The following is a 24,501-nucleotide window of genomic DNA, read 5'->3' as shown; positions in this document are numbered from 1 at the left end:
AAGTAGGTTCATGTTATGTTGCATTAATCGTATGAAAAACCGCAAAAATGGCAATTGTTTGTTGCATATAACGGACTAATTTATGGATCGCATTACGGCTGCTGAAGTGTTTGTGACTATTGTAGACCGCGGCAGCATGATCGCGGCGGCGGACACGCTGGATATGTCTAGGGCAATGGTGACGCGCTATCTGGCGGAGATGGAAACGTGGGCGGGGGCGCGATTATTGCACCGCACCACGCGCAAGATGAGCCTGACGGATGCCGGTGAAAAAACGCTGGCGCGCTGTCGAGAGATGCTGGCGCTGACGGCGGATATGCGCGTCGAGGCCGATACCGACGATGCCACGTTAAGCGGTTTGCTGCGCATCGGCTGTTCGCAGTCGCTGGCGCAGGGCGCGCTCGGTATGGCGATAACGGCTTTCCTGCGGCGGCATCCTCGGGTCGCTATCGACCTGCAAATGAATAACCGAACGGTGAATCTGGTCGAGGAACGCATCGATCTGGCGCTGCGCATCACCAACGAGCTGGATCCCAATCTGATCGCCCGACCGCTGGCAAGCTGCGAGTCGGTATTGTGTGCGTCACCTTCTTATCTGAATGAGCATGGTATTCCGCGACGACTTACCGATCTCTCAATTCATAACTGCCTGACCTACACCTATTTTGGTAAAAGCCTGTGGCATTTTTCCCGCGATGATGAAAAGTTTACGATTCCGGTTAGCGGTAACCTGAGCGGCAATGAGTCGCTGGTGCTGCTGGCCGGTGCGCTGGAAGGCGCAGGGATCGCCCTGCAACCGCGCTATTCTGTGGCACCGTATCTCGCCAGCGGACAACTGGTAGCGCTGTTGCCGGAATACCGTCCGCAGGCGATGGGGATTTATGGTATTTACACCTCGCGCCGCCAGATGCCCGCCTCGCTGCGTACCCTGCTGGATTTTCTGGTGGACTGGTTTGCCCACGATCCGCGCTGGCGAACCCTGACACAGGGGTGATGTAGCGCGCCGAGCGCTACTGTTGCAAGACCTGCTCCAGATGTGAAGGTACGTTTGCGGCGTACTGCTTGAGCTGCTCAATGACGGTATCGACTAGCGCCGATGCGGGGCGGTGCAACGGGCGGATCAGGCTGACGGTAAAGGGAACATCAATACTGAAAGGCCGCACGACCACGCCGGAGGCTGCATAATCCAAGGCGGTTAGCGGGTTAACGATGGACAGCCCAATGCCTGCCCGCACCATCGCACATACTGATGCCGCGCTGTGAGTTTCCAGCACCATCCGACGTGATACGCCCTGTTCGTGAAACAGTTTGTCCAGCAACTGGCGATAGCTGTCGGCGCTCGACAGGCTAATAAAGGGTTGATTGGCAAAATCCTGTGGTGTGATCACCGATTTTTGCGCCAGTGGATGTTCGGCTGGCAGCACGCACACTTCATTTAATAACATCAGCGTTTGCCGCTCTGTACCCGCTGGCGTAAGGCTGTTTTCCGTTAACCCCAAATCGTGGCGCTGGGCAGACAGCCACTCTTCCAGCAGAGGTGATTCCTGCGGAATGATGTGCAAATTAAGCAACGGATAGCGTGCCAGCAGCGGTGTGCAGACGTCAGGCAGCAGCGACTGTGAGAACACGGGTAGGCAGGCAATCGAAAGCTGTGCCTGCTGAAAACGGCGAATATCGCGGGCGGCGCTGATGATCCGATCTAACCCATAATAAGAGCGCTGCACTTCTTCAAATAGCTCTAGCCCCTGTGCAGTGGGGTAAAGTCTGCCGCGCAATCGCTCGAACAGCGTCATCTGAATCAGTTTCTCAAAACGTGCCAGCTCGCGGCTGACGGTCGGCTGCGAGGTGTTCAGCAGCGCTGCCGCCTCCGTCAGATTCCCAGTGGTCATAACTGCATGGAAAATCTCAATGTGTCGTAGGGATACTGTCGCCATGTCGCTTCCTTCATTTATTTTTATAAACCATCAGTTTGATAAACCATATCAGAAATGAATAGAGTCTACCTAAAACGATATTTGTTTACCGCTTGGGGTATTTTTATAGTGTTTCTCAACTCCGTTTAACCCTGTAAATCGGTAACTTTTTATGCCACACGATCTGAATGACGTAACCCATGCTCTGAACGCGCAAAACTTGTGTGAACTGCCTGCCCGCTTTGGTTGTCCAGTTTGGGCCTATGACGCGCAGACCATCGTTAGCCGCATTGCCCAACTACGCCAGTTCGACACGATCCGCTTCGCGCAGAAGGCGTGTTCCAACACGCATATTTTGCGCCTGATGCGTGAGCAGGGTGTGAAAGTGGATTCGGTATCGCTGGGTGAGATCGAGCGTGCGCTGATTGCGGGGTTTGTACCGGGCACCGATGCGCATGAGATCGTGTTTACCGCCGATCTGCTGGATCGCCCGACGCTGCAACGCGTTGCTGAACTGAACATTCCGGTGAATGCCGGCTCGGTCGATATGCTGGAGCAGCTTGGGCTGCAGTCACCGGGGCATCCGGTGTGGCTGCGTGTTAATCCAGGCTTTGGTCATGGTCACAGCCAGAAAACCAATACCGGCGGCGAGAACAGCAAGCACGGTATCTGGTACGGCGATTTGCCGCTGGCGCTGGCGCATATTCAACGCTATCAGCTGAAGCTGGTGGGGATCCACATGCACATTGGTTCCGGCGTTGATTACGGCCATCTGGAACAGGTGTGCGAGGCGATGGTGCAGCAGGTTGTTGAGCTGGGTCAGGATATGGAGGCGATTTCAGCGGGCGGCGGGCTGTCGATTCCGTATCGCCACGGAGAAGAAGCGATTGATACTGAACACTACTACGGGCTGTGGAACGCGGCGCGCGAGAAAATTGCTGCGCACCTCGGCCATCCGGTGACGTTGGAAATCGAGCCGGGACGTTTTCTGGTCGCCGAATCCGGCGTGCTGGTGGCGGAAGTTCGGGCGATAAAATCGATGGGAAGCCGTCACTTTGTGCTGGTCGATGCCGGATTTAACGATCTGATGCGTCCGGCGATGTACGGCAGCTATCACCATGTTTCTCTGCTGCCGGGCGATGGCCGTGATATCAGCCAGTCCACGTTGCGCGACAGCGTGATTGCAGGGCCGCTGTGTGAATCTGGTGATGTATTTACCCAGCAGGCGGGCGGCGGCGTGGAAACCTTCCCGTTGCCGGATGCGCAGGTGGGTGACTATTTGGTATTCCATGACACTGGCGCCTACGGTGCATCGATGTCTTCTAACTACAATAGCCGTCCTCTGCTGCCGGAAGTGTTGTTTGAAAACGGCGAAGCGCGCCTGATTCGCCGCCGCCAGACGCTGAACGAACTGCTGGCGCTGGAAGCGATTTAATCGGCCTTATTCAGCTGAATCTGGGGAGACACGATCTGCTTTTCCCCAGAACCTGATGCGCCAGCCGAACGTCATCCCGGCGGCAGACAGCAGAATCGCGGCCGCGCCCACAAGCTGCATGGCATCCAACCTATGCCCAAAGGCTGCCCAGTCAACCAGAGCGGCAATAACCGGATAGATAAACGATAGCGCACCAACCAGTGCGGTCGGGATCTTCTGGATCGCGCTGTACAACAGCGTCGACATCAGGCCGGTATGGATCACGCCAATCGCCACAAGCATTCTCCACTGTGACGTGGTCGGAGAAGCAGCTATTGCTGCGAAGGGCGCAAGCACCACGACACCAACGAGCAGTTGTATCAGCACGAGCACATGCGGTGGGAGCCCCGAGAGCTTTTTCGTTATCGCGGCCGTGACGGCGTAGAAGAATGCGGCACTCAATGCCATCAATATGCCAGACAGATAGCTTTTGTTAGCGCTGTCAGCACCTGTTTGTGCGCTGACGATCAGGACAATGCCGCCAAAAGCGAACAGTAGCCAGCAGACTTTGTTGAAGGTCAGCGCTTCCCTGAAAAAGAGCGCGCCTAGCCCCACCAGCATAAAGGGCTGCGTGTGATAAACCACGGTGGCGACGGCAATAGAGGCTTGTGAGTAAGCGCCGAACAGCAGCGTCCAGTTGAGCACCAGCGCCAGACCGCCGAGTATGGCAATACCAGCCTGCTTCCTGTTAATGACATCCCGCCGCAGCAAGCCCAATAGCCCGCAGACGATCAGCATCGTCACTGTGCCGAATGCGCAACGCCAGAACACCACCGTCATGGCGGGCTGTCCTGTGGTCAAAACGAACCAGCCAACCGTACCAGAAATGGCCATTGCAATCGCCATTTCTATTGTGCCGCGCGTCTGAGGTGTCATCTTTTTTCCAGCCTATGAGTGTGAAAAGCATCAGAGTGAAGAGAATGCTTTTATATCGAACAAAGTTTTTTATAATGAACATCAGGACGAAATAATGAACATGAACTATGTGTTCGTCAAGTCGAACAAATAGACATTATGGTGAACGCTATGACGATCGATAATCAGGAAAATGGCGCTCAGGAAATCACGCCTATTGCACGGCTGGCCGTTGCTATTCGGCGTGAACGTGAGCGGTTAAACCTGTCAGTGACCGAACTGGCAAAACGTGCAGGGCTAGCAAAATCAACCCTTTCACAGTTGGAAAGTGGAATCGGTAACCCGAGTCTGGAAACGCTCTGGGCGCTGGCAATGGCGCTAGATGTGCAGGTCAGCCAGTTGATCGGACAGTCCCGCCAGCATGTTCAGGTGATTCGAGCCCATGAAGGCACGGCAACTTATTCGGAGCAGGCCAACTATGCGGCGACGCTGTTGGCCGCGTGTCCAGTTGGTGCACAGCGTGACATCTATCGGCTTAGCGTGCAGCCGGGGGAGGCCAGAGTCTCCCAACCACATAAGCCGGGGACGATTGAGCATGTGATCCTGAGTCGTGGTCGCGCCAGAATCGGGCCTGTCACACAGCCCGTTGAACTGAGCGCGGGGGATTACATCAGCTATTCGGCGGATGTCCCGCACCTGTTTGCCGCGCTGGAAGCGGATACGACAGCGGTGATGCTGATTGAACATGGCTAAGAGGTGACCCCGTGCAGGCTGTTTGCGCGGGGAACCGTTTTACTGTGTGTTTTACTTAGCGTAATACGGCCCTTTCTGTACCGATTCGCGCAGCTTAAGTTCACCGGTGAAGGGCAGTAGCGGGTTGACCTCTTTGCCCGCGATCAGATCCAGCACTTGTGTCATCGCGGTGGCGGCCATCTCTTCAATCGGCATGTAGACGGTGGAAAGTGAAGGGTGCAGGTAGGCCGCACAGGGCTCATCGTCAAAGCCGAAGACGGATACGTCCTGCGGTAATTTTTTCCCGGCCTCGTACAGCGCTTTCATCGCGCCAATCGCCATGTCATCGTTGCTGACAAACAGCGCGCTAAAGCTGGCACCGTTGTCCAGCAGTTGGCGTGCGGCCTGATAGCCGCTGGCGACCATGCTGGTTCCGTGCGCCACCCGACGCGGATCAACGTCGATCTGATGGGTGGTTAATGCCTGCTGATAGCCTGCGAGCCGGGCCTGCGCCGTCGGTGTTTTCATCGGTGCGGTGATACAGGCGATCTCTCGGTGGCCCTGTTCGATCAGGTAATTCACCACGTCAAACGCGGCCTGTTGCTGGCGGAAGAAAATACAGCGTTCCCGCGCCTGCGGCAGATCGCGATTCATCACGATCATCGGAATAGTCAGCGTGTCGAGCAGCATCATGAGGTCCGTTTCGGACATATAACGGGTATAGAGAATAATGGCGTCGCATTGTCTGTCAGACAGAAGCTGCACCGCGCGATGCTCATCTTCCGGCGTATCGTGCCCGTCGGTGACGATCAGGTGTTTACCGTTGCTTTCCGCGATATCCGCCGCACGGCGTAACAGGCGGCCAAAGTAGGGGCCGTCAAAATTGGAAATAACGAGACCAATGCTGTTTGAAGTACGACGAGCCAGCGAACGCGCCAGAAAGTTAGGACGGTAGCCTAGCTCCTCCATTGCCTGAAATACGGCATCGCGTGTTGCCTGTTTGACCTGACCCGTGCCGTTTAGCACTCTGGAAACGGTCGCTTTAGATACGCCTGCACGTCTTGCCACCTCAAGCATGGTTTTCATCGCTGCACCTTAATTGAGTATTATGACGGGCTAAACGCCTATCCATCCCTGTTACGAACGTTGTATGACATATTACCACAGGCATATTGCCGGATTTAACGCCTGATGTTCGTTTCTCAATCAGATTTTTGTTAATTTTGTGATGCAGCCATTTCACGGCGTAGCAAGACAATCTCTTCCGCTAAATCCCGGCAGAGCATGGCGGTCATCAGATGATCCTGCGCATGCACCATGATCAGATTGACGGGCACCTTTCCTTCTCCTTCATCCAAACCGATCAGCCGGGTTTGCACGCGGTGAGCGGCACGAGCCGCTTCTTGTGACGCGGCGAGTAGATCGTCAGCCTGTTGCCACTCCCGTTGACGCGCGGCCTGAATGGCCATCATGGCGTTTGAGCGTGCTTCACCTGCATTGATCAGCAGTTCCATCACGGTGTGTTCCATATCAAATGCAGGAACGTTTTCTGTGTCTTTCATCGTAAGTTTCCTTATCGCGGTCAGGAAAGCAGCCTAAGTCGGCTGGGAGTCTATGGCATGCCAAAAATTACATTTTTATCATATTGGAATTCCAATATTGTCTTGTGAGAATCATGTCACAGAAAAATAATTCATTATGGTTGATTTTTGGTATGCCAAACGCGAAAGCGCGGTACCTGCATTTACCCTACGCGTAACGGCCATCCCGCGTGTCACACGCGATATAACAATATGATGATGAAAGAGGTGGTGTTATGTCATTTAAGGACCAACTGATTGATTCATTGGGCTCCTTTGCCAATAAATTTAATAGCCTGCGTTACATTATGGCGATTAAGGCATCCTTTATTACGCTGATGCCAGTCATTATCGTCGGCGCGTTTTCTGTACTGATTTCCAACATGGTGATGGACCCGAAAAATGGTCTGGCCAGTTTTTCCATGTTCTCATTTCTGGCAGAGCTAAAGCCAATCATGAGCGGCATTAACTATGCCACGCTCAGCTTTCTGACTATCGGTGCCGTCTTTCTGATTGGTATTGAGCTTGGAAAGATTAACGGTTCACGCGGGCTGTTCCCCGGCCTGCTGGCGGTGATCTGCTTTATTGCTGTTACGCCAACCACGATTGAAATGGCCGTCAATGGGCAAATGATGGTGGTGAAAGACGTGCTGGCGAAGCAGTTTTCTGATACCAAAAGCCTGTTTCTGGGGATGTTCATCGCCATCCTGTCGGTAGAAATGTATACCAAGCTGGAAAGCGTCGATCGGCTGCGGATTAAAATGCCGGACAGCGTGCCGCCTAATGTAGCAGCCTCTTTTTCTGCGTTATTTCCTTCGATCATCACGGTGGTGGCGATTGCTACCTTTGGATTTGTGTTTCACCGTGTAACGGGCATGTATCTGTATGACGCCGTGTATCAGGTGGTGCAGCAGCCGCTGGAATCTGTGGTACAAAGCCTGCCCGGTTTACTGGTACTGATGTTTGTTGCCCAGCTATTTTGGGTGATCGGGATTCACGGCAACCAGATGATTAAACCAATTCGTGAACCGCTGCTGTTGGGAGCGATTGCCGTCAACATGACCGCGTTCGAACAGGGGCATGAGATACCGAACATTATCACTATGCCGTTCTGGGATGTGTACATGAGCATCGGCGGTTCCGGCCTAACCATTGGCCTGCTGCTGGCGGTGATGATTGCCTCTAAACGCAAAGAGATGAAAGAGATCGCCAAAATCTCTTTCGGCCCCAGCGTGTTCAATATTAATGAGCCGGTAATTTTTGGTATGCCGATTATGCTCAACCCGATTCTGGCTATTCCCTTCATTATCACGCCGTTAGTGACGGGTACGATTGGTTATTTCGCCACCAGCATGGGGTTTGCGGGTAAAGCGGTGGTGATGGTGCCGTGGACGACGCCGCCAATTATTAACGCCTGGCTGTCGACGGCGGGCTCAATGGGGGCGGTCGCGACGCAGATCGTATGCATCATTGTTGCGATGCTGATCTATCTGCCGTTTGTCAAAGTGGCGTCTCGCCGTGCTGAACTGGCGCAGTTGGAAGCGGAAAAGCAGGCCGCAGCGGAAAAAGCCTGAAACGGGCAAGAAGAGGAGTAACGCATGAGTAAAGTTTCACTGGCTATTCCACCGGATTTTATTCTGGGCGCGGCGGCATCGGCATGGCAAACGGAAGGGTGGAGCGGCAAGAAAGCCGGGCAGGATTCCTATCTGGATCTCTGGTACAAGCAAGATCGTCAGGTCTGGCACAACGGCTACGGCCCGGCGAAAGCGACGGATTTCTTTAATCGCTATCGGGAAGATGTGGCGCTGATGAAACTGGCAGGGCTGACGCACTATCGTACGTCGATCAACTGGTCACGCTTTATGCTGGATTATGAGAAAGGCATCGTCGACGAGGAGTACGCGGCCTATATCGATAACCTGCTGGATGAAATGCACCGGCAGGGGATCGAACCGATGATCTGCCTTGAACATTACGAGCTGCCCGCCTGCCTGCTGGAGAAGTATCAGGGCTGGTCATCCAAGCAGGTGGTGGAGTGGTTTGTGCTGTACGCCGACGCGGTTTTCGCCCGCTATGCCGGGAAAGTGAAGCGCTGGTTTACCTTCAATGAGCCGATTGTGGTGCAGACGCGCGTTTATCTGGACGCACTACGCTACCCTTATGAGCAGAATACGCACACGTGGATGCAGTGGAATCACCACAAGAATCTGGCGACGGCAAAAGTGGTGCAGCGGTTTCGGCAGCAGGGCTATCACCGGGATGGCGGCTCGATCGGCGTGATCCTCAATCCCGAAGTCACGTATCCGCGATCCCGTGCGGCACACGATGTGAAAGCGGCACACCTTTACGATCTGTTCTATAACCGGGTTTTTCTCGATCCGGCGCTGAAAGGGGAATATCCGGCGGAACTGATGGCACTACTGGCACAGCATCAGGTGAAGTGGGATTACACGGAAGAAGAGCTGGCGATCATTCGGGATAATACGGTCGATGAGGTGGGGATCAACCTGTATTACCCGCATCGGGTCAAAGCGCCCAGCCGCGAATGGAACAAGGAGACACCGTTCCATCCGGCCTATTACTACGAGCATTTTGAGCTGCCGGGGCGTCGAATGAACACCTCGCGTGGCTGGGAGATCAATCCCAGAATCATTTACGACATGGCGAAACGCATCGAGCGTGAATACGGCAACGTACCGTGGTTTGTGGCGGAAAACGGCATCGGTATCGAGAATGAGGTTCGCTTTAAAGACGAGGCGGGCGTGATTCAGGACGATTACCGTATCGCATTTATTGCTGAACACCTTTACTGGACGTTGAAGGCGAAGGAAGAAGGCGCAAACTGCCGAGGCTACATGCTGTGGGCGTTTACCGATAATGTTTCGCCGATGAACGCGTTTAAAAACCGCTACGGGTTGATCGAAATCGATCTGGAGCAGGAACGACAACGGCGGCCGAAAAAGTCAGCCGCCTGGTTTCGTCAGCTACATGATACGCGTCGGCTTGAATTGACGCTGGATGATGAAGAGAAATAGGCACAGATAACCAAAATGAGGAACGGAATATGAAAAGAATCGTACTGGCCTGCTCGGCAGGCATGTCGACCTCACTGGTGGTCACCAAAATGGAGAAGGAAGCGGAAGCGCGGGGAATGACGTTTAAGATCTACGCGATCCCGGAACAAAACTTGCGGGATGAATTACAGGAATTCGGCAGCGATATCATTGCGGTTCTGTTGGGGCCGCAGGTTCGCTTCAAACTTAACGAAAATAAAAAGCTGACGGATAGTTATCAGATCCCTATCGCAGTGATCGATCCCGTTGCCTACGGCACATTAAATGGCGCAAAAGTACTGGATCAAGCGCTGAGTTTGGTAGACTAACGCCCCACCGCGACGTCAGTACGCGTGAGGATAAATCAGTGCGGACATCAGAGCCGCATTTAGGGCGACAGTGCATGTAGGGTGAAAGTGTGGCGAAGGATGTGGTTCTGCAAGAGAAGAAGCAATATCAGGAAATCGGCTGTGATTTGCGCCAGAAGATTCAATCAGGGGATTACCCCGTTGGATCGCGCCTTCCTCCTGAACGAAATATTGCGGAAACCTATGGCGTTAGTCGGACGATAGTGCGCGAAGCGCTGCTGATGCTTGAGCTGGAAGGCACGGTCGATATTCGCCAAGGGTCTGGGGTTTATGTTCTGCGTATTCCCGATGACGATGACGCGGCAGACAGCGCCAAGAATCATATCGGCGCGTTTGAAATGCTACAGGCTCGCCAACTGCTGGAAAGCAACATCGCGGCGTTTGCAGCGCGTATGGCAACGCGGGCGGATATCGAAAACCTGCGTAAAACGCTAGAGCAAGAGCAGGCCGCAATCGCCGGAAAAGATTACCGTGGCGATTTCGATCGCTTGTTTCATCTGCAAATTGCGGGGGCGACGCAAAACCAGATGCTGCTGGAAACGGTCAGTAATATCTGGGCGTGCCGTGACGATAATGCGCTCTGGCAGCAGCTTTACACCCACGTTGGCACGCAGGGCTATCGCCTGAAATGGCTAGCGGATCATCAGGCTATTCTGGCGGCACTGCGGCGTCGTGATGTCTCTGGTTCTTATCAGGCAATGTGGCAGCACCTCGAAAATGTCAAAAATACGCTGATGGAAATCTCCGACGCCGATGCGCCGGAGTTTGACGGCTATTTATTTGATTCTGTGCCCATTTTTCAGGGGAAGCTGGTGTAGTCATGGTGGGCATATCTAGGGTAAGCATTGTTTATCTGGCGGATTACCCCCAGCATCAGGAGCAGGTGATCGACTGGATCTGGCAGGCATTCGGTAGCCAGAATAGCCGTGAATTCTTTGCTAGCGTGGTGCGCAATAGCCTGAACCCTGCGGCGCTGCCGCTGACGTTTATCGCGCTGGAGGACGAGCGTTTAGTCGGGACGGTAGGGCTCTGGCGCTGCGATTTAATCAGCCGACAGGATCTGACGCCCTGGCTGGCGTCGCTGTATGTGGACGAAAATTATCGCGATAGAGGGCTGGGCGTGGCGCTGCAACGGCACGTACTGGATTTCTGCCGCCGCGCAGGTTTTGATGACCTTTACCTGTACGCCACGTTTAGCGGCTATTACGAAAAGCACGGCTGGTGTTACATCGGCGAGGGACTGGATTACCCAGACAAAGCCGTGCGGCTGTATCACCAGTCGTTATCTAGCTAGAAAAAGGCGCAAAGGGAGCGGTTGTCTTACATGATTCGCTAGAATTTTACAGTTGGTTGCACTTATAGAATAACTCTTTCGATTCATCGCTGGTGAAGATAAGTGGCGATCCTTAGAGTATCAAGTCCCAGAGGTATTGATTGGTGATATATCAATGTACTCTGTACATTGAAATCATTTGATTACACCAACCTACGCGGATGCGTAGGTTTTTTTTGCCTGAACTCCCCACTTTCGTTATCTCCAGCGCGATTAATGCCAAGTGAATGATGTGCCGACGGCAATCTTCGCGTTAAGCCGTATATCCGTCGCTTGAAGTATAGTGAGTATGTAGTATTTTGACGTATCGCTTGGTGGTTTACGCTTCAGCAAGCTATCCGTTTATCTGTCTATTGGGAGAAGGCATGATCCATACCCTGTTACGTTGGGTGTTCCAGCATCTGTACCGCATCCGGATTGAGGGCGACAGCAGCCAATTTCAGCAATCCAAATTGCTCATCACCCCTAATCACGTCTCTTTTCTTGATGGCATTCTGCTGGCGTTATTCTTACCGATAAAACCCGTTTTTGCCGTGTATTCCTCCATTTCCGATCGTTGGTTTATGCGCTGGCTCAAGCCTTATATCGATTTTGTGCCGTTAGATCCTACCAAACCTCTGGCGATCAAGGGACTGATTAAGGTGATCGAACGCGGTCAGCCTGTCGTAGTTTTCCCAGAGGGACGTATTAGCGTAACGGGATCGCTGATGAAGATTTACAGCGGCGCGGCGTTTGTCGCAGCGAAATCCGGGGCAACGATTATTCCTGTACGCATTGATGGGGCAGAGTTCACGCCGTTTGGTCGTCTTGCGGGCGTATTTAAACGCCGCTGTCTCCCACAGATTACGATCACCTATTTGCCTCCGACTACATTGCCGATGCCGGAAGCCAGCAGCGCCAGGGCACGTCGTGCGCTGGCTGGTGAACGTTTACACCAGATTATGATGAAGGCGCGAATGGAAACGCGCCCACAGCATACGCTGTATCAGGCCTTTCTGGCGGCGAGAACCCGCTACGGGCGGAATACTGCCAGCATTGCCGATATCTCATTCAATGAAGACAGCTATCAGGGCTTATTGAAAAAATCGCTGGGTGTGTCGCGTATTTTACAACGCTTCACCCGTGCCGATGAGCATGTCGGTATGCTGTTGCCGAATGCGACCATTACTGCTGCCTCCATTTTGGGCGCATCGCTGCGTAACCGCATTCCCGCCATGCTGAATTACACGGCGGGCGCGAAAGGGTTACAAAGTGCGATGAAAGCGGTGGGGATCAAAACGATCGTCACGTCTCGCCAGTTTCTTGAAAAAGGCAAGTTGACGGACCTGCCGAAGCAGGTCAGTGAAGCCAACTGGGTCTATCTGGAAGATTTGAAAGACACCGTGACGCTGACCGATAAGCTGTGGATTGTGTTTCATCTGCTGTTTCCTGCCCGCGCGATGCTGCCACAGAAACCGGATGATGCGGCTATCGTGCTGTTTACCTCGGGTTCCGAGGGGAATCCGAAAGGCGTGGTGCATTCCCACGACAGCCTGCTGGCCAACGTCGAGCAGATTCGCACCGTTGCGGATTTCACGCCGCGCGACCGCTTTATGTCCGCGCTGCCGCTGTTCCATGCGTTTGGCCTGACAGTTGGGCTGTTAACACCGTTGATGACGGGCGCTCGCGTGTTTCTTTACCCCAGCCCGCTGCACTATCGCATTGTACCGGAACTGGTTTACGACCAGAACTGTACCGTGTTGTTTGGTACGTCTACGTTTTTAGGCAACTATGCCCGTTTTGCCCATCCGTATGATTTTGCTCGTCTGCGTTATGTGGTTGCTGGGGCAGAAAAGCTGTCTGAAACCACGCGTCAGGTTTGGCAGGATAAATTTGGTATCCGCATTTTGGAAGGGTATGGCGTGACCGAATGCGCGCCAGTGGTGGCAATCAACGTGCCGATGGCGACTAAAATCCATTCCGTCGGCCTGCTGTTACCGGAAATTGAATCGCGTTTGATTACGGTGCCGGGCATTACGCGCGGTGGCCGTCTGCAACTGCGTGGGCCGAATATCATGAAAGGCTATCTGCGGGTGGAAAACCCCGGCGTGCTCGAAGCGCCTGCGGCAGAAAATGCAGAAGGCGAATGGCAACCGGGCTGGTATGACACGGGTGATATTGTGGAACTGGATGAAAGAGGGTTCTGCACCATCATCGGCCGCGTGAAGCGGTTTGCCAAGCTGGCGGGAGAGATGGTCTCGCTCGAAAGCGTGGAACAGCTGGCGGTGAAGGTGTCGCCGGAGGCGCAGCATGCCGCGAGTGCGAAAAGCGATAGCAGCAAAGGTGAGGCGCTGGTGTTGTTTACCACGGACAGCCAGATAACCCGCGATGTGTTGCTTGCTCAAGCCCGCAGCAGCGGCGTGCCAGAACTGGCCGTACCGCGCGATATTCGCTATGTGGAAGCGTTACCGTTACTCGGTAGCGGTAAGCCTGATTTCGTTACGCTGCGCCACATGGCTGAAGCATCGAGCGCTGAAAAAAACCTTACTCAAGCGTTGGAGCCTAGTGCATGAGTCAACAGACTGAACCCACAACACCTTTGCTGTCGCGCAGTATGAGCGCGGTGATTATCGCGCAGTTCTTCTCCGCGTTTGGTGATAACGCGTTGCTGTTTGCCACGTTAGCACTGATCAAACAGCTGGTGTATCCCGACTGGAGCCAGCCGTTTTTGCAGATGGGTTTTGTGGCGGCGTATATCGTTTTAGCACCGTTTGTCGGGCAAATTGCGGATAGCTTTGCCAAAGGGCGGGTGATGATGTTCGCCAACACCCTGAAACTGGCGGGCGCGCTGCTCATTTGCGTGGGCGGTAATCCGTTTCTGGGGTACACGCTGGTGGGCATTGGTGCAGCGGCGTATTCCCCCGCGAAATACGGCATTTTGGGTGAGATCACTCGCGGCGATCAGTTGGTAAAAGCCAACGGCTTGATGGAAGCCTCGACCATTGCGGCGATCCTGACAGGGTCTGTGGCGGGGGGCGTGCTGGCAGACTGGAACATTTACGGTGCACTGTCGGTTTGTGCGGTGGCTTATGGTGTGGCGTTGGGGGCGAATATGCTGATCCCACATCTCAATGCTGCACGTCCAGGGCAGCCGTGGCATCCGGTACAGATGGCGGGCAGCTTCTTTTCCGCCTGTCGGGTGCTGTGGCGTGATGGTGATGCCCGGCTTTCGTTGATCGGCACCAGCATGTTCTGGGGAGCGGGTGTGACGCTGCGCTTTCTGTTGGTACTGTGGGTGCCACATGCGCTCGGTATTACCGATAACGCGACGCCGACGCTGCTTAATGCGATGGTCGCCGTTGGGATTGTGTTGGGGGCGGGGGGGGCTGCCAGACTGGTTACGCTTGATAACGTACGGCGCTGCCTGCCTGCGGGGTTCTTGATCGGCGTGGTGGTGGTGATTTTCACGCTTCAGCATAACCTTATTAGCGCTTATTCCTTGCTGATTCTGCTGGGGGCGCTCGGCGGGTTCTTTATTGTCCCGCTCAATGCGCTGTTGCAGGAACGTGGGAAAGCCAGTGTCGGCGCGGGGAATGCGATCGCTGTACAGAATCTGGGTGAAAACGGCGCTATGTTGCTAATGCTGGGGATCTATTCTCTGGTGGTGAAACTGGGTGTCTCGGTCATCGCGATCGGGATCGGTTTTGGCGTGCTGTTTGCGTTGGCGATTGCGCTGCTGTGTACATGGTTAATTGTGACTCAGCGCCGTTCTCGTTCCGGTGGCGCGGGTAAAGAATAAACGAATAGGAAGTAGCAATGAGTCTGATATGGCATGACTGGGATGTGGCAGACCTTAATGTGTATTCATTGCACGACATATTGGCACTGCGCAGTCAGGTATTCGTGGTTGAGCAAACTTGCCCTTATCTGGATATTGATGGTCGCGATTTGGTGGAAGGGAATCGCCATATTGCGGCGTACCGTGATGGTAAACTGGCCGCCTATGCCCGGCTGCTTGCCCCGCATCCGAACAATGATGTGGTGACGGTTGGGCGCGTGATTGTCTCGCCTCTGGCGCGTGGGCAACATCTGGGGCATCAACTGATGGAACACGCGCTGATTGCCTGCGCACGTCACTGGCCGCAAAAGCATCTTTTCCTGTCTGCGCAGGCGCATCTGCAAGCGTTCTACGGCGCGTTTGGTTTTGTGGCGACCGGCGAGGTATACGACGAAGACGGCATTCCACACATTGATATGCTGTCGGCGTTCTGAGGGATATGGCGAGGCGGCGAAAGGAGTCGGGGGTTGCAGCGTAAAGAAAAAACCGGCATAGCGTCTTGCCGGTTTTTTGGTATTTGGCGATGGTTAGCTCGCAGCGTGTGAGATTTTACTGCCCAGTTTTTGCACGTCCTGGCCAAAGCCGCGTGTGGTGTTACAGCCGCTCAATGTTGCTGTGACCAGCAATGCCACTACGATTGTTGTTATACGTTTCATCATCGTTACCCGCAGGTGGTTGATAAACAGAGCGTGATAGAAAGACCTTGATAGGGCTTTACTGTGTCATAACCGCAGGTAACAATTCAATCCTCTAGAACCCTGAACCGGCTGATATCGTTTGAAATTATGTTGGACTCATGTGTATTAGTTCAGACTTGAGCTGACGGGCGGTTCTGTGCCAGAAGTAGGCTATGGTAGTACCGTATCTACATAAGGAGTATTGTTTAAAATCAATTGGTTTGATGAGTTAACTTCTCAAGGATTAAAACAATGCCATTGCCGGAAAGAATGAAACCAACCAAAGTCAGTAGTAAAAAAATTAATGAACTTGCAAAAAATGCTGAAATGATACTTTCTAAAATTGATGAAGGTTCTGCTCAAGAAGATCCCATGTTAGTAACCATGATGGTCGAATGGAACAACCAGGTTGTACGCCCCTATACATTTTCTAATTTCAGAGATTTTTCCTCCTGGACCAGTGCAAGGGAATTTACCAGGATGGCCTTTAATCTGGCGAAGTTTTATCCAGACTTTACCTGGAACGAATTGATTCAAACAATCCAGTTTATATGTGACTGCGAGGGCAAGGAATCTGAACAAAATTTTGCTCTTTCATTACTCGAGAGCAATTTTGATGGTAATCCATCTGATCTTATTTTTTGGCCGGATCGTTGGTTCCAGAATCCTGAGATGTTACATGTTGATCTCAGTGCTGAAGAGATTTCTGGGTACTTGATGGCTCGGTCAGGTAGGTATTTAACTGATGCTCCAGAGATAGAGTTGATATATCCAATACCTGACAATAACTGTTTATAAAATAGCCGCCAGTCACACACATGATCAGTCATATTTCATCAAAATTACGAGCAAGGGCTGACGCCCGCTGCTTGCCCAAAGCAGTCTGTCAGATTTGATTGTATTTTGTCTGTCCGTCAAAACGGTCAGTTCAAGTCTGGCTAATCTCATAATTTCATTAAAATGCTGTAAACCGTAGAGGTAAATCGCTTCCAGATCGCGTTGCGCCAGCGGTGTTAGCTTGATTTTATCGGGTGGCAGTTCGCGTTCTGCTTCTGATTTTTTGCAAGAACTCATCTTTATCCCACTCCTGTGGCTCTCCGCTGTTTATCCCTTCAGCGAGTAAATGACGTAGCGTTTGTAGGTCTGACTCTGCCTGTTTTTCTCGTAACATTCTCAGTGCTTCCCGAATGACTTCACTTTGTGTGCGGTAATCGCCTGATTCCACCAGCGATTCCACGTAATGGCGAAGTTCATCTCCAAGGTCAATTGTCATGGTTCTGGCCATCATGCCTCCGATTCTAAAATGTAAGATTTATTCTTATCAGAAGCCAGTAGCGTACTTAAAGATGCAATCGTCGTCCAGCACAAGGAAAAAGGATTTCCGCGCTGCGGGCAAGCGGCGTTTGGTGGAAAAGGGAGACGGCTCGACATAAGCGCTGTAAGCATTGCAAAAGGATAAAAAGGGTGTGAAGCCGTGGGCAGGTCTACTGGGGAAAACGTGCCCACTGACGTATCATTATTCTTCCGCCAGAAACAGCTCCAGCAGAGAGTTCAGAAACAGTTTGCCGTGTTCGGTGATTTGCCAGTGTGTGGCCGTTTCCGTCAGGTAGCCTTGCGTCAGTGCCTGATCCAACATCGGGCGAATGCTGTGCTCTTCTAAACCGGTATAGGCGGTGAAATCCTCACGTGGAGCGGCTTCCAGCAGGCGAAAGCGGTTCATGAAAAACTCAAAAGGCCGATCGTCGTTGGCAACATCGTGCTGCTTATCCAGATACGTGCCCTGCATATAGCCGCGAGGATGGCGGACTTTGACCGTGCGAAGAATACGCCCGTCACTGAAAGTCAGTTTACCGTGCGCCCCACAACCAATCCCCAAATAATCACCGAAACGCCAGTAGTTCAGGTTGTGCTGGCACTGGTAGCCCGGTTTGGCATAGGCAGAAGTTTCATACTGCTGGTAGCCAGCGGTACTCAGTAACGCGTGGCCTTGCTCGTAGATGTCCCACAGTGCATCGTCATCCGGCAGCGTTGGCGGGCGCGAGCTAAACAGCGTATTGGGTTCGATGGTCAACTGATACCACGATAAATGCGGCGGATTGAGCGCAATAGCCTGACGCAGATCGTCCAGTGCTTCGTCCAGAGACTGATCCGGCAGGCCGTGCATCAGATCCAGATTAAAACTACGCAATCTCAGACTCGTCGCCAACTGTGCCGCGCGTTTTGCCTCGTCCGGGCCGTGAATACGCCCGAGACGCGTCAGCTTTTGTGGATCGAAACTCTGCACGCCGATGGAGATACGGTTAATGCCCGCGCGCTGATAGCCGCTGAAGCGGTCAGCCTCGACCGTACCGGGGTTGGCTTCCATCGTAATTTCGGCATCCGGTGTTAACGGAATTCTCGCGTGAACGCCGTCGAGCAGCGCCTGCATCGCTTCCGCGCTTAGTAGGCTAGGCGTGCCACCACCGATAAAAATCGAGTGCAATGCGCGACCGCCCGCCAGCGGCAAATCGGCATCCAGATCCGCCAGCAGATGATCGACATATTCCTGATGTGGCACGTCGCCTTTCAGCGCATGGGAATTGAAATCGCAATACGGACATTTCTGTACGCACCACGGAATATGAATGTACAGGCTGAGCGGGGGAAGCTTAAGCATGGCGTAGCGCATCCAGCAGCAGGCGCAGCGCCTGACCACGATGGGACTGCGCATTCTTCTCTTCACGCGTTAATTCTGCTGCTGTTTTACCCAACTCCGGCACGAAGAAGATCGGGTCATAGCCAAAGCCACCGCTGCCCACCGCTTCATGTGTCAGCACACCCTGCCAGCTACCGTGGCAGACAATCGGTGTCGGGTCTTCAGCGTGGCGCAGATACACCAGCACGCAATGGAAGCTGGCACGGCGCTGTTCGTCTGGTACGTCTTTTAGTGTCAGGATTAGCTTATCCAGATTTTGCTGGTCGCTGGCATCCACGCCCGCATAGCGTGCGGAATAAATGCCTGGCGCGCCGCTCAACGCATCGACAGCCAGCCCGGAATCATCGGCGATGGCCGGTAACCCGGTAATGTGCGCCGCATGACGTGCTTTCAAGATGGCGTTTTCGATGAAGGTCAGGCCGGTTTCTTCGGCAGAATCCACGCCGAGTTCGGTTTGCGCCACAATATCCAGACCAAAATCGGCCAGCAAGCTGGCTAGCTCGCGCACTTTACCGGGGTTTCCGGTAGCCAAAACCACTTTTTGCATCGTTTTGTCCTGCGTGTTTATTTAATCGTGTTTATTCAATGAAGTCCGCGACGTCAGCCGGGATGTGCTGCGGATGGGTAATTCTAATCTGTTTATGCCGCCCGAGTTCGCCTTTTTCAATCACAACCAGACGCTTGGCGACCCGAAACTGTTTGGCGAGAAATTTGGTCAGATGAGCATTGGCCTGCCCATCCACCGGCGGGGCGGTGATGGCGACTTTCAGTTCGTCGCCATGCAAACCCACGATCTGATCGCGGCTGGCTTTCGGCTGAATATACAGCCGAATCACCAGCGCATCGCCGTGGCGGGTAATGGCACTCACAGCAGGAACCATAGCTCCGGGAACAGGTCCATGCCCAGATAGTTGAGCATATACAGAATCAGAATCACGGCCATAGCAGAGAAATCAATGCCGCCCATAACCGGAATAACGCGGCGGAGCGGTGCCATTAGCGGTTCAGTCAACTGATGCAGCAGATACTCGATTGGGCTGCGACCCTGACTGACCCAGCTCATGATGGAACGGATGATGATGACCCAGAAGACCAGATAGCCAGCAGATTTAATCAGCGAAATGAACCCGACCAGCAGGTTCATTGGACTGAGGGAAATCGCCCCCACCTGAATCAATAGCAGCAACGGGTATTTGATCGTCGTAAGAATAAAGGCCAACAGCAGTGAGGCGCTATCAATCGGTCCTAGCGACGGTAGAATACGACGCAGCGGCCCGACAATCGGCTGGGTGATTTTGACGACAAACTGCGATAACGGGTTATAGAAATCGCTGCGTGACCACTGCATCCAGATGCGCAGTAGCAGAACCATTACATAGAGGTCGACCAGCGTTTTGACCAGAAAAGTCAGGGTGAGCATAAGTACGTCTTTTCCTTAATGAGATAAAGAATCGGGGCTCGCTTTTGATTAAAAAAGCGTTTCCATTTCTTGTGCGCGAGCAATTGCCGCCTGCATGGCCTCAGCCACGGTTTGCGTCAACTGCTGTTCGTTAAACACCCGTAGCGCTTCTGCCGTGGTACCGCCCTTGGAGGTGACATTCTCCCGCAGGGTCGACAGCGGCGTGTCGGGGTTGGCTTCAACCAATGCAGCCGCGCCCGACGCAGCCTGTTGCACCAACAGGCGAGCGGTTTCTTGATCGAACCCTTGGTGAATCGCTTCCTGTTGCATCGCTTCCATAAACAGGAAGAAATAGGCTGGTGCGCTGCCCGCCGCGGCGATCACGCCGTTAATGCCAGATTCGCTATCTACCCAGCAAATTTTACCGACGCTCTGCATCAACTGTGCGGTGAAGTCTTTATCAGCTTGACTGACAGATGGAGGAGCATACATTCCGCTCATCCCTTTTCCGACCAGCGACGGCGTATTTGGCATAATTCGCACGATATTCAACGGTTCACCCAACAGCGCCTGAAAACGGGCGATATTGATTCCCGCTGCGATCGAGAGCACCAGTTTACCCGTGAAGTTGACCTGCTCACCCAGTGGTTCACACACTGTTGCCATCATCTGTGGTTTGACGGCCAGAACAATGACGTCCGCTTCCTGCGCACAGTGCACGTTATCCGCGCTGCTGATGACGCCATATTGTGCAGCCAGCGCATCGCGGTTTTTACCCGAAGGTGCGCAGACGCTGATATGTTGAGCGGGGTAACCGCCGTTGACCAATCCGGCGATAATGGCCTGCGCCATGTTCCCGGCACCAATAAACGCTATTTTACGTTGCTGCATCTGCATCCTCGTTGCTCACCTGTTTGTCAGAGACGATAGGCTGTTCAGGCTCTGTCTCTGCGGTTTATGCGCTTTTGGCTGACTGTTTATGCGCTTTTGACTGAATAGTCCCGTGCGCCAAAGATTGCCGTACCGATACGCACCAGCGTGCTGCCCGCGGTAATCGCTGCGCGCATGTCATCTGTCATCCCCATAGAGAGTGTATCAATATGCGGATAATTTACTGACAATGTTTGGAGCAACGCAGCCATTTGTTTGAAAACAGCAAGCTGCTGTTCATAATCGGTTTCCGGTGCCGGAATCGCCATCAGGCCGCGCAGACGTAGATTAGGCAAGGCCGCGACGCTGGCGGCGAGCTCCGCAAGTTCAGCCACCATAATGCCGGATTTGCTTGGTTCGCTGCTGATATTAATCTGCAACAGAACATTTAGCGGTGGCAAGGCGGTCGGGCGTTGTTCACTCAGGCGCTGCGCGATACGCAGGCGATCCACTGTGTGAAACCAGTCAAAATTCTCGGCTACCAGTCGACTCTTGTTTGACTGTAATGGGCCGATAAAGTGCCATTCCAATGGTGTGTCCGGTTGGTTTTCCTGAAAATAATGAATCTTCTCCACGCCTTCCTGAACGTAGTTCTCACCAAACGCACGTTGCCCTGCTGCAATGGCTTCTTCGATCGCGCTCACAGGTTTGGTTTTACTGACTGCAAGTAGCGTAATTTCTTCTGGTGACCGTGCGCAATGCTGTGCGGCGGTGGCGATTTGTTGCCGGATGTCCTGTAGATTCTGCTGGATTGTCGTCATGGTTATTCAGGAGGTTAATCTATGGAATTGGATGAGTGGATGGCGCGTAGTGTAAAACATAATGCCTCGGATCTGCACCTTTGTAGTGGGCACCCTCCGGTGTTACGTGTGGATGGGCGGCTACAGCCTGAAAATACCTTACCATGTTTAACGCCGGAACAGGTGGCGCAATGGTGCGATGCCTGGCTAGAACCGACTCAGAAAGAACAATTGCGGCAGGCAGGGCAGGTGGATGGTGCGTTAATGCTGCCTGATGGGCAGCGCCTGCGGGTCAATGTGTTTCGCCAGCGGGAAGGGCTGTCCGTGGCGCTGCGTATTATCCCGTTTGTTCAACCTTCGTTGGATGAATTACATGCGCCACCCATCCTTGCGACGCTGCTGGAGAAACCAGACGGGCTGATCCTGATTACCGGTGCGACGGGCAGCGGTAAATCCACGACGCTGGCGGCGATGGTTGGAACGTTAAACGACAGCAGCGATCGCCATGTGATCACGTTGGAAGATCCGATCGAATTTATCCATGCCAGCCGACGATGTCTGATCCAACAGCGAGAGATCGGGGCACACAGCGTGTCTTTTGCTCAGGCGCTACGAGCAGCATTGCGGGAAGACCCCGATGTTATTCTACTGGGAGAACTGCGCGATACTGAGACGATCCGTCTGGCGTTGACGGCGGCGGAAACCGGCCATTTGGTACTGTCAACGCTACATACGCGCAGGGCATCGCAGGCCGTTGATCGGCTCATTGATGTTTTCCCCAGTGAAGAGAAAGCGTATGTTCGCAGCCAGTTAGCTACCTGTTTGCAGGCCGTCGTGACGCAAAAGTTGTTGCCCGCAGCACACGGTGGCCGAATCGCGCTTTATGAAGTGCTGACGGTGACAGCGGCAGTCAGCAACTTGATTCGTGAAGGGAAAACGCACCAGCTTCCCGGCTTGATTCAGACGGGAACGGCTGTGGGAATGCAAACGTTCGAACAAAGCTATCAGCAGCGCTGTCGGGACGGGCTTATTTCACACAGTTGCGCCCTTGCCGTTTAGCGGAGTAAAGGTTTTCATCGGCTAGCTGAATCCACTCCTCAACGGAGGCAAGTTCAGGTTGGTAGGCGGTAATCCCTGCGCTAATCGTAAAATGCAGGCTCTGGCGATCGTATTCCAGCGTATGTTGCTCAATCGATTTACGAATACGCTCAATCGTCATCATCGCCGTTTGATAGGAGACATCTTTTAACAGGATGATGAACTCCTCGCCCCCAAGCCTAGCGACCAGATCTTCCTGGCGTAATGACATACGCATCAACATTGCCAGCTCTTTGAGGACGGCATCGCCAGCCAGATGGCCATATTTGTCATTAATATTTTTGAAGAAATCGATATCAATAATCGCCAGACAGCTTTTATCTGTCTGCTGGTCTTGCTGCTTGTGCAGAAAAAAGGCGTTGGCTTGTTCGAAGAAGCTGCTGCGATTTGGCAAGCCGGTAAGAAAATCATGCCCCGCGTTAAAGCGCAGGGAGGCTTCTATCTGTGTGCGTTCATCTTCCAGTGAACGGGCGTGAATAATAATACCGAGCGTTTTTACCAGCGGAGCCAGTAGCTCGATCATCGTTTGATCGTAGCCTTCCCGACGGTTAGCTAGCGCGATCATGCCGATCGCTTTGCCATTGTGGGTGATAGGAATGCCGAGCAAGGAATACAGTGCAGGATGGATAGGGGGAAGGTCCCGGCCAGCCTTTTGTCTCAGCAGGTTATTGGTGCACACCACGGTATTGTGGGTAACGACGTGACCAAACAGATTATCCAGTTTACGGAGCCTTAGGCCGCCGTGGGTTCTGCGCTGGAGCCTGTACCAGGTCAGGGTTTCTTCATCCCAGGCAAGATTGGATATCGCGGGAATGTATAGCGACTCTCCGTCTTCATCTTCCTGCAACGTGGCGATAAAACCGAAGCTGCTGTTGGTCACGTCAAGCAGGCGTTCAAAGACTTTATCGCAGGCGGAAGGCAAATTATGGTCGAGCAGAAAGCTGTCATGGACTGACAGCAGGATATCGAGAATGATCCCCTGCTGATGAGCTTTCTTTTCAGTTTCGACGCTCTGCGTGATGTTGTGAGCGTATTTAATGATTTTTCGCACATTGCCGTCACTATCCATGATTGGGCTGTAGGTCGCTTGTATCCAGTACGAATGGCTGTCTTTGCCCAGCCGGTGGAAGCGTCCGCTAATGGGGTGGCCGCGATGTAAGGTTTCCCAAAACGTTTGATAGTCTGCCTGTTCGGTATCACTGGGATTGCAGAGTAGTCTGTGGTGCTGACCGAGTATTTCTTTTTCTTCATAGCCTGTCAGTACCAGATAATGTTTATTGATGTGGGTAATATAGCCGTCTTTATCAAACTCGATGACGCCTTGCGCGTTCTCAATCGCATCCAGTCGTGCGCGATGTTCTGACACGAGAAGTTTTTCCTGCGTAATATCCGTTGCCAGTTTTATGATGCCGATACGTCGGCCTTTGTCATCGATAATGGGCGTATAAGCAGCATGGAGCCAAATAATGTCTCCTTTTTGTGTTTTGCGCTGGAATTCGCCTGCGTTGATATTTCCTTTCACCACATCGCGCCAGAAATGATCGTTTTTTTGGTGTAATCCTTCTGGCAGAAAGAACGTGTGATTTTTCTGAATAATATCTTCTTTTTTATAGCCCAGTATTTTGCAAAAAAGAGGATTGGCTTCAATCAGTTTCCCTGCCAGATCAAACTCGGCGATGGCATAAACGGAATTGAGCGCGTGCAGTTTGGCTTCATTGTCAAACCTGGTAATCAAATCAACATCAACTGACTGATTATTCATGTTTATATTTGCCTATGTTCTTTCTGTCTTTACCCTTGGTTCGCTGTTGCCAGAGGCATTCGTTTATCACAATGC

At 53.0% G+C, this 24,501-nt stretch carries 27 protein-coding genes; 13 read left to right on the top strand and 14 right to left on the bottom strand.

The features are described from left to right. Positions 1-82: 82 nt before the first annotated feature. The gene (locus tag AACH44_RS16560; RefSeq protein ID WP_261847002.1) at positions 83-994 is read left to right on the top strand and encodes a LysR family transcriptional regulator; all 912 of its coding nucleotides are present in this window, start codon (positions 83-85) and stop codon (positions 992-994) included. Positions 995-1,010: 16 nt separating this feature from the next. On the opposite strand, the gene AACH44_RS16555 is transcribed toward AACH44_RS16560, so the two are convergent. Further along, complete coding sequence (locus tag AACH44_RS16555; protein WP_261847001.1) at positions 1,011-1,934, bottom strand: LysR family transcriptional regulator; 924 nt, start codon at positions 1,932-1,934, stop codon at positions 1,011-1,013. Positions 1,935-2,085: 151 nt separating this feature from the next. On the opposite strand from AACH44_RS16555, the gene lysA reads away from it, so the two are divergent. After that, positions 2,086-3,348: a diaminopimelate decarboxylase gene (lysA, locus tag AACH44_RS16550; RefSeq protein WP_261847000.1), complete on the top strand. Its 1,263-nt coding sequence runs from the start codon at positions 2,086-2,088 to the stop codon at positions 3,346-3,348. 6 nt (positions 3,349-3,354) lie between these two features. Here lysA and AACH44_RS16545 read toward each other — a convergent pair whose 3' ends face one another. After that, positions 3,355-4,263: a DMT family transporter gene (locus AACH44_RS16545; RefSeq protein ID WP_261846999.1), complete on the bottom strand. Its 909-nt coding sequence runs from the start codon at positions 4,261-4,263 to the stop codon at positions 3,355-3,357. A 138-nt stretch (positions 4,264-4,401) separates the two neighbouring features. Here AACH44_RS16545 and AACH44_RS16540 point away from each other — a divergent pair, with 138 nt between their 5' ends. Continuing rightward, on the top strand, positions 4,402-4,995 hold the full coding sequence (locus AACH44_RS16540) for a helix-turn-helix domain-containing protein (protein WP_425606598.1): 594 nt from the start codon (positions 4,402-4,404) through the stop codon (positions 4,993-4,995). Positions 4,996-5,046: 51 nt separating this feature from the next. On the opposite strand, the gene AACH44_RS16535 is transcribed toward AACH44_RS16540, so the two are convergent. Together AACH44_RS16535 and AACH44_RS16530 are read right to left on the bottom strand one after the other, a co-directional pair. Next, positions 5,047-6,060 carry a LacI family DNA-binding transcriptional regulator gene (locus AACH44_RS16535; protein ID WP_261846997.1) on the bottom strand — a complete coding sequence of 338 codons (1,014 nt, stop codon included), beginning with the start codon at positions 6,058-6,060 and terminating at the stop codon, positions 5,047-5,049. 131 nt (positions 6,061-6,191) lie between these two features. After that, positions 6,192-6,536: a PTS lactose/cellobiose transporter subunit IIA gene (locus AACH44_RS16530; protein WP_261846996.1), complete on the bottom strand. Its 345-nt coding sequence runs from the start codon at positions 6,534-6,536 to the stop codon at positions 6,192-6,194. 254 nt (positions 6,537-6,790) lie between these two features. Between AACH44_RS16530 and AACH44_RS16525 the strand changes: the two genes are divergently transcribed. The 8 genes from AACH44_RS16525 (at position 6,791) to AACH44_RS16490 (ending at position 15,559) form a co-directional block, all read left to right on the top strand. Next, on the top strand, positions 6,791-8,128 hold the full coding sequence (locus AACH44_RS16525; protein WP_261846995.1) for a PTS sugar transporter subunit IIC: 1,338 nt from the start codon (positions 6,791-6,793) through the stop codon (positions 8,126-8,128). 24 nt (positions 8,129-8,152) lie between these two features. Then, positions 8,153-9,589, top strand: a complete 1,437-nt coding sequence (locus AACH44_RS16520) for a glycoside hydrolase family 1 protein (protein ID WP_261846994.1) — start codon at positions 8,153-8,155, stop codon at positions 9,587-9,589. A gap of 29 nt (positions 9,590-9,618) precedes the next feature. Further along, the gene (locus AACH44_RS16515; RefSeq protein WP_261846993.1) at positions 9,619-9,936 is read left to right on the top strand and encodes a PTS sugar transporter subunit IIB; all 318 of its coding nucleotides are present in this window, start codon (positions 9,619-9,621) and stop codon (positions 9,934-9,936) included. 89 nt (positions 9,937-10,025) lie between these two features. Further along, positions 10,026-10,793, top strand: coding sequence for an FCD domain-containing protein (locus tag AACH44_RS16510; RefSeq protein WP_261846992.1), 768 nt, complete (start codon positions 10,026-10,028; stop codon positions 10,791-10,793). 2 nt (positions 10,794-10,795) lie between these two features. After that, a complete protein-coding gene (locus AACH44_RS16505; RefSeq protein WP_261846991.1) occupies positions 10,796-11,269 on the top strand; it encodes a GNAT family N-acetyltransferase in 474 nt (157 codons plus the stop codon). 404 nt (positions 11,270-11,673) lie between these two features. Then, on the top strand, positions 11,674-13,860 hold the full coding sequence (aas, locus tag AACH44_RS16500) for a bifunctional acyl-ACP--phospholipid O-acyltransferase/long-chain-fatty-acid--ACP ligase (protein WP_261846990.1): 2,187 nt from the start codon (positions 11,674-11,676) through the stop codon (positions 13,858-13,860). Next, positions 13,857-15,086, top strand: coding sequence for a lysophospholipid transporter LplT (gene lplT / locus AACH44_RS16495; RefSeq protein WP_261846989.1), 1,230 nt, complete (start codon positions 13,857-13,859; stop codon positions 15,084-15,086). The genes aas and lplT overlap by 4 nt, the downstream gene beginning before the upstream one ends. 17 nt (positions 15,087-15,103) lie before the next feature. Further along, positions 15,104-15,559, top strand: coding sequence for a GNAT family N-acetyltransferase (locus tag AACH44_RS16490; protein WP_261846988.1), 456 nt, complete (start codon positions 15,104-15,106; stop codon positions 15,557-15,559). 93 nt (positions 15,560-15,652) lie between these two features. Here AACH44_RS16490 and AACH44_RS16485 read toward each other — a convergent pair whose 3' ends face one another. After that, the gene (locus tag AACH44_RS16485; RefSeq protein ID WP_039347108.1) at positions 15,653-15,781 is read right to left on the bottom strand and encodes an entericidin A/B family lipoprotein; all 129 of its coding nucleotides are present in this window, start codon (positions 15,779-15,781) and stop codon (positions 15,653-15,655) included. 273 nt (positions 15,782-16,054) lie between these two features. Between AACH44_RS16485 and AACH44_RS16480 the strand changes: the two genes are divergently transcribed. Continuing rightward, a complete protein-coding gene (locus AACH44_RS16480; RefSeq protein ID WP_261846987.1) occupies positions 16,055-16,600 on the top strand; it encodes a hypothetical protein in 546 nt (181 codons plus the stop codon). A 24-nt stretch (positions 16,601-16,624) separates the two neighbouring features. On the opposite strand, the gene AACH44_RS16475 is transcribed toward AACH44_RS16480, so the two are convergent. From AACH44_RS16475 to AACH44_RS16440, 8 genes are all read right to left on the bottom strand, one after another. Next, positions 16,625-16,876, bottom strand: a complete 252-nt coding sequence (locus AACH44_RS16475; protein ID WP_338659635.1) for a hypothetical protein — start codon at positions 16,874-16,876, stop codon at positions 16,625-16,627. After that, positions 16,827-17,087 carry a ribbon-helix-helix domain-containing protein gene (locus AACH44_RS16470; RefSeq protein ID WP_425606658.1) on the bottom strand — a complete coding sequence of 87 codons (261 nt, stop codon included), beginning with the start codon at positions 17,085-17,087 and terminating at the stop codon, positions 16,827-16,829. Before AACH44_RS16470 ends, AACH44_RS16475 begins: the two co-directional genes overlap by 50 nt. Before the next feature lie 231 nt (positions 17,088-17,318). Further along, positions 17,319-18,458: a radical SAM family heme chaperone HemW gene (hemW, locus tag AACH44_RS16465; RefSeq protein WP_338659332.1), complete on the bottom strand. Its 1,140-nt coding sequence runs from the start codon at positions 18,456-18,458 to the stop codon at positions 17,319-17,321. Beyond that, positions 18,451-19,044 (bottom strand): RdgB/HAM1 family non-canonical purine NTP pyrophosphatase, encoded by a 594-nt coding sequence (gene rdgB / locus AACH44_RS16460; protein WP_338659331.1) that lies wholly within the window; start codon positions 19,042-19,044, stop codon positions 18,451-18,453. Before rdgB ends, hemW begins: the two co-directional genes overlap by 8 nt. Positions 19,045-19,075: 31 nt before the next feature. Then, entirely contained in the window at positions 19,076-19,366 is a 291-nt protein-coding gene (yggU, locus tag AACH44_RS16455; protein ID WP_261846983.1) for a DUF167 family protein YggU, read from the bottom strand. After that, positions 19,363-19,917 carry a YggT family protein gene (locus AACH44_RS16450; protein ID WP_261846982.1) on the bottom strand — a complete coding sequence of 185 codons (555 nt, stop codon included), beginning with the start codon at positions 19,915-19,917 and terminating at the stop codon, positions 19,363-19,365. Before AACH44_RS16450 ends, yggU begins: the two co-directional genes overlap by 4 nt. A 48-nt stretch (positions 19,918-19,965) precedes the next feature. After that, positions 19,966-20,787, bottom strand: a complete 822-nt coding sequence (gene proC, locus AACH44_RS16445; protein WP_338659330.1) for a pyrroline-5-carboxylate reductase — start codon at positions 20,785-20,787, stop codon at positions 19,966-19,968. A gap of 86 nt (positions 20,788-20,873) precedes the next feature. Further along, positions 20,874-21,587, bottom strand: coding sequence for a YggS family pyridoxal phosphate-dependent enzyme (locus AACH44_RS16440; RefSeq protein ID WP_338659329.1), 714 nt, complete (start codon positions 21,585-21,587; stop codon positions 20,874-20,876). Between the two features lie 21 nt (positions 21,588-21,608). Between AACH44_RS16440 and AACH44_RS16435 the strand changes: the two genes are divergently transcribed. Continuing rightward, on the top strand, positions 21,609-22,625 hold the full coding sequence (locus AACH44_RS16435) for a type IV pilus twitching motility protein PilT (protein ID WP_338659328.1): 1,017 nt from the start codon (positions 21,609-21,611) through the stop codon (positions 22,623-22,625). Here the strand turns inward: AACH44_RS16435 and AACH44_RS16430 are convergent. Continuing rightward, complete coding sequence (locus AACH44_RS16430) at positions 22,594-24,426, bottom strand: sensor domain-containing diguanylate cyclase (RefSeq protein ID WP_261846978.1); 1,833 nt, start codon at positions 24,424-24,426, stop codon at positions 22,594-22,596. The genes AACH44_RS16435 and AACH44_RS16430 overlap by 32 nt on opposite strands. Positions 24,427-24,501 lie beyond the last annotated feature (75 nt).

This window comes from Pectobacterium araliae, assembly GCF_037076465.1.
Classification (GTDB): domain Bacteria; phylum Pseudomonadota; class Gammaproteobacteria; order Enterobacterales; family Enterobacteriaceae; genus Pectobacterium; species Pectobacterium araliae.
Note: the sequence above shows the minus strand (reverse complement) of the source record. Positions and strands in the feature narration are given on the sequence as shown.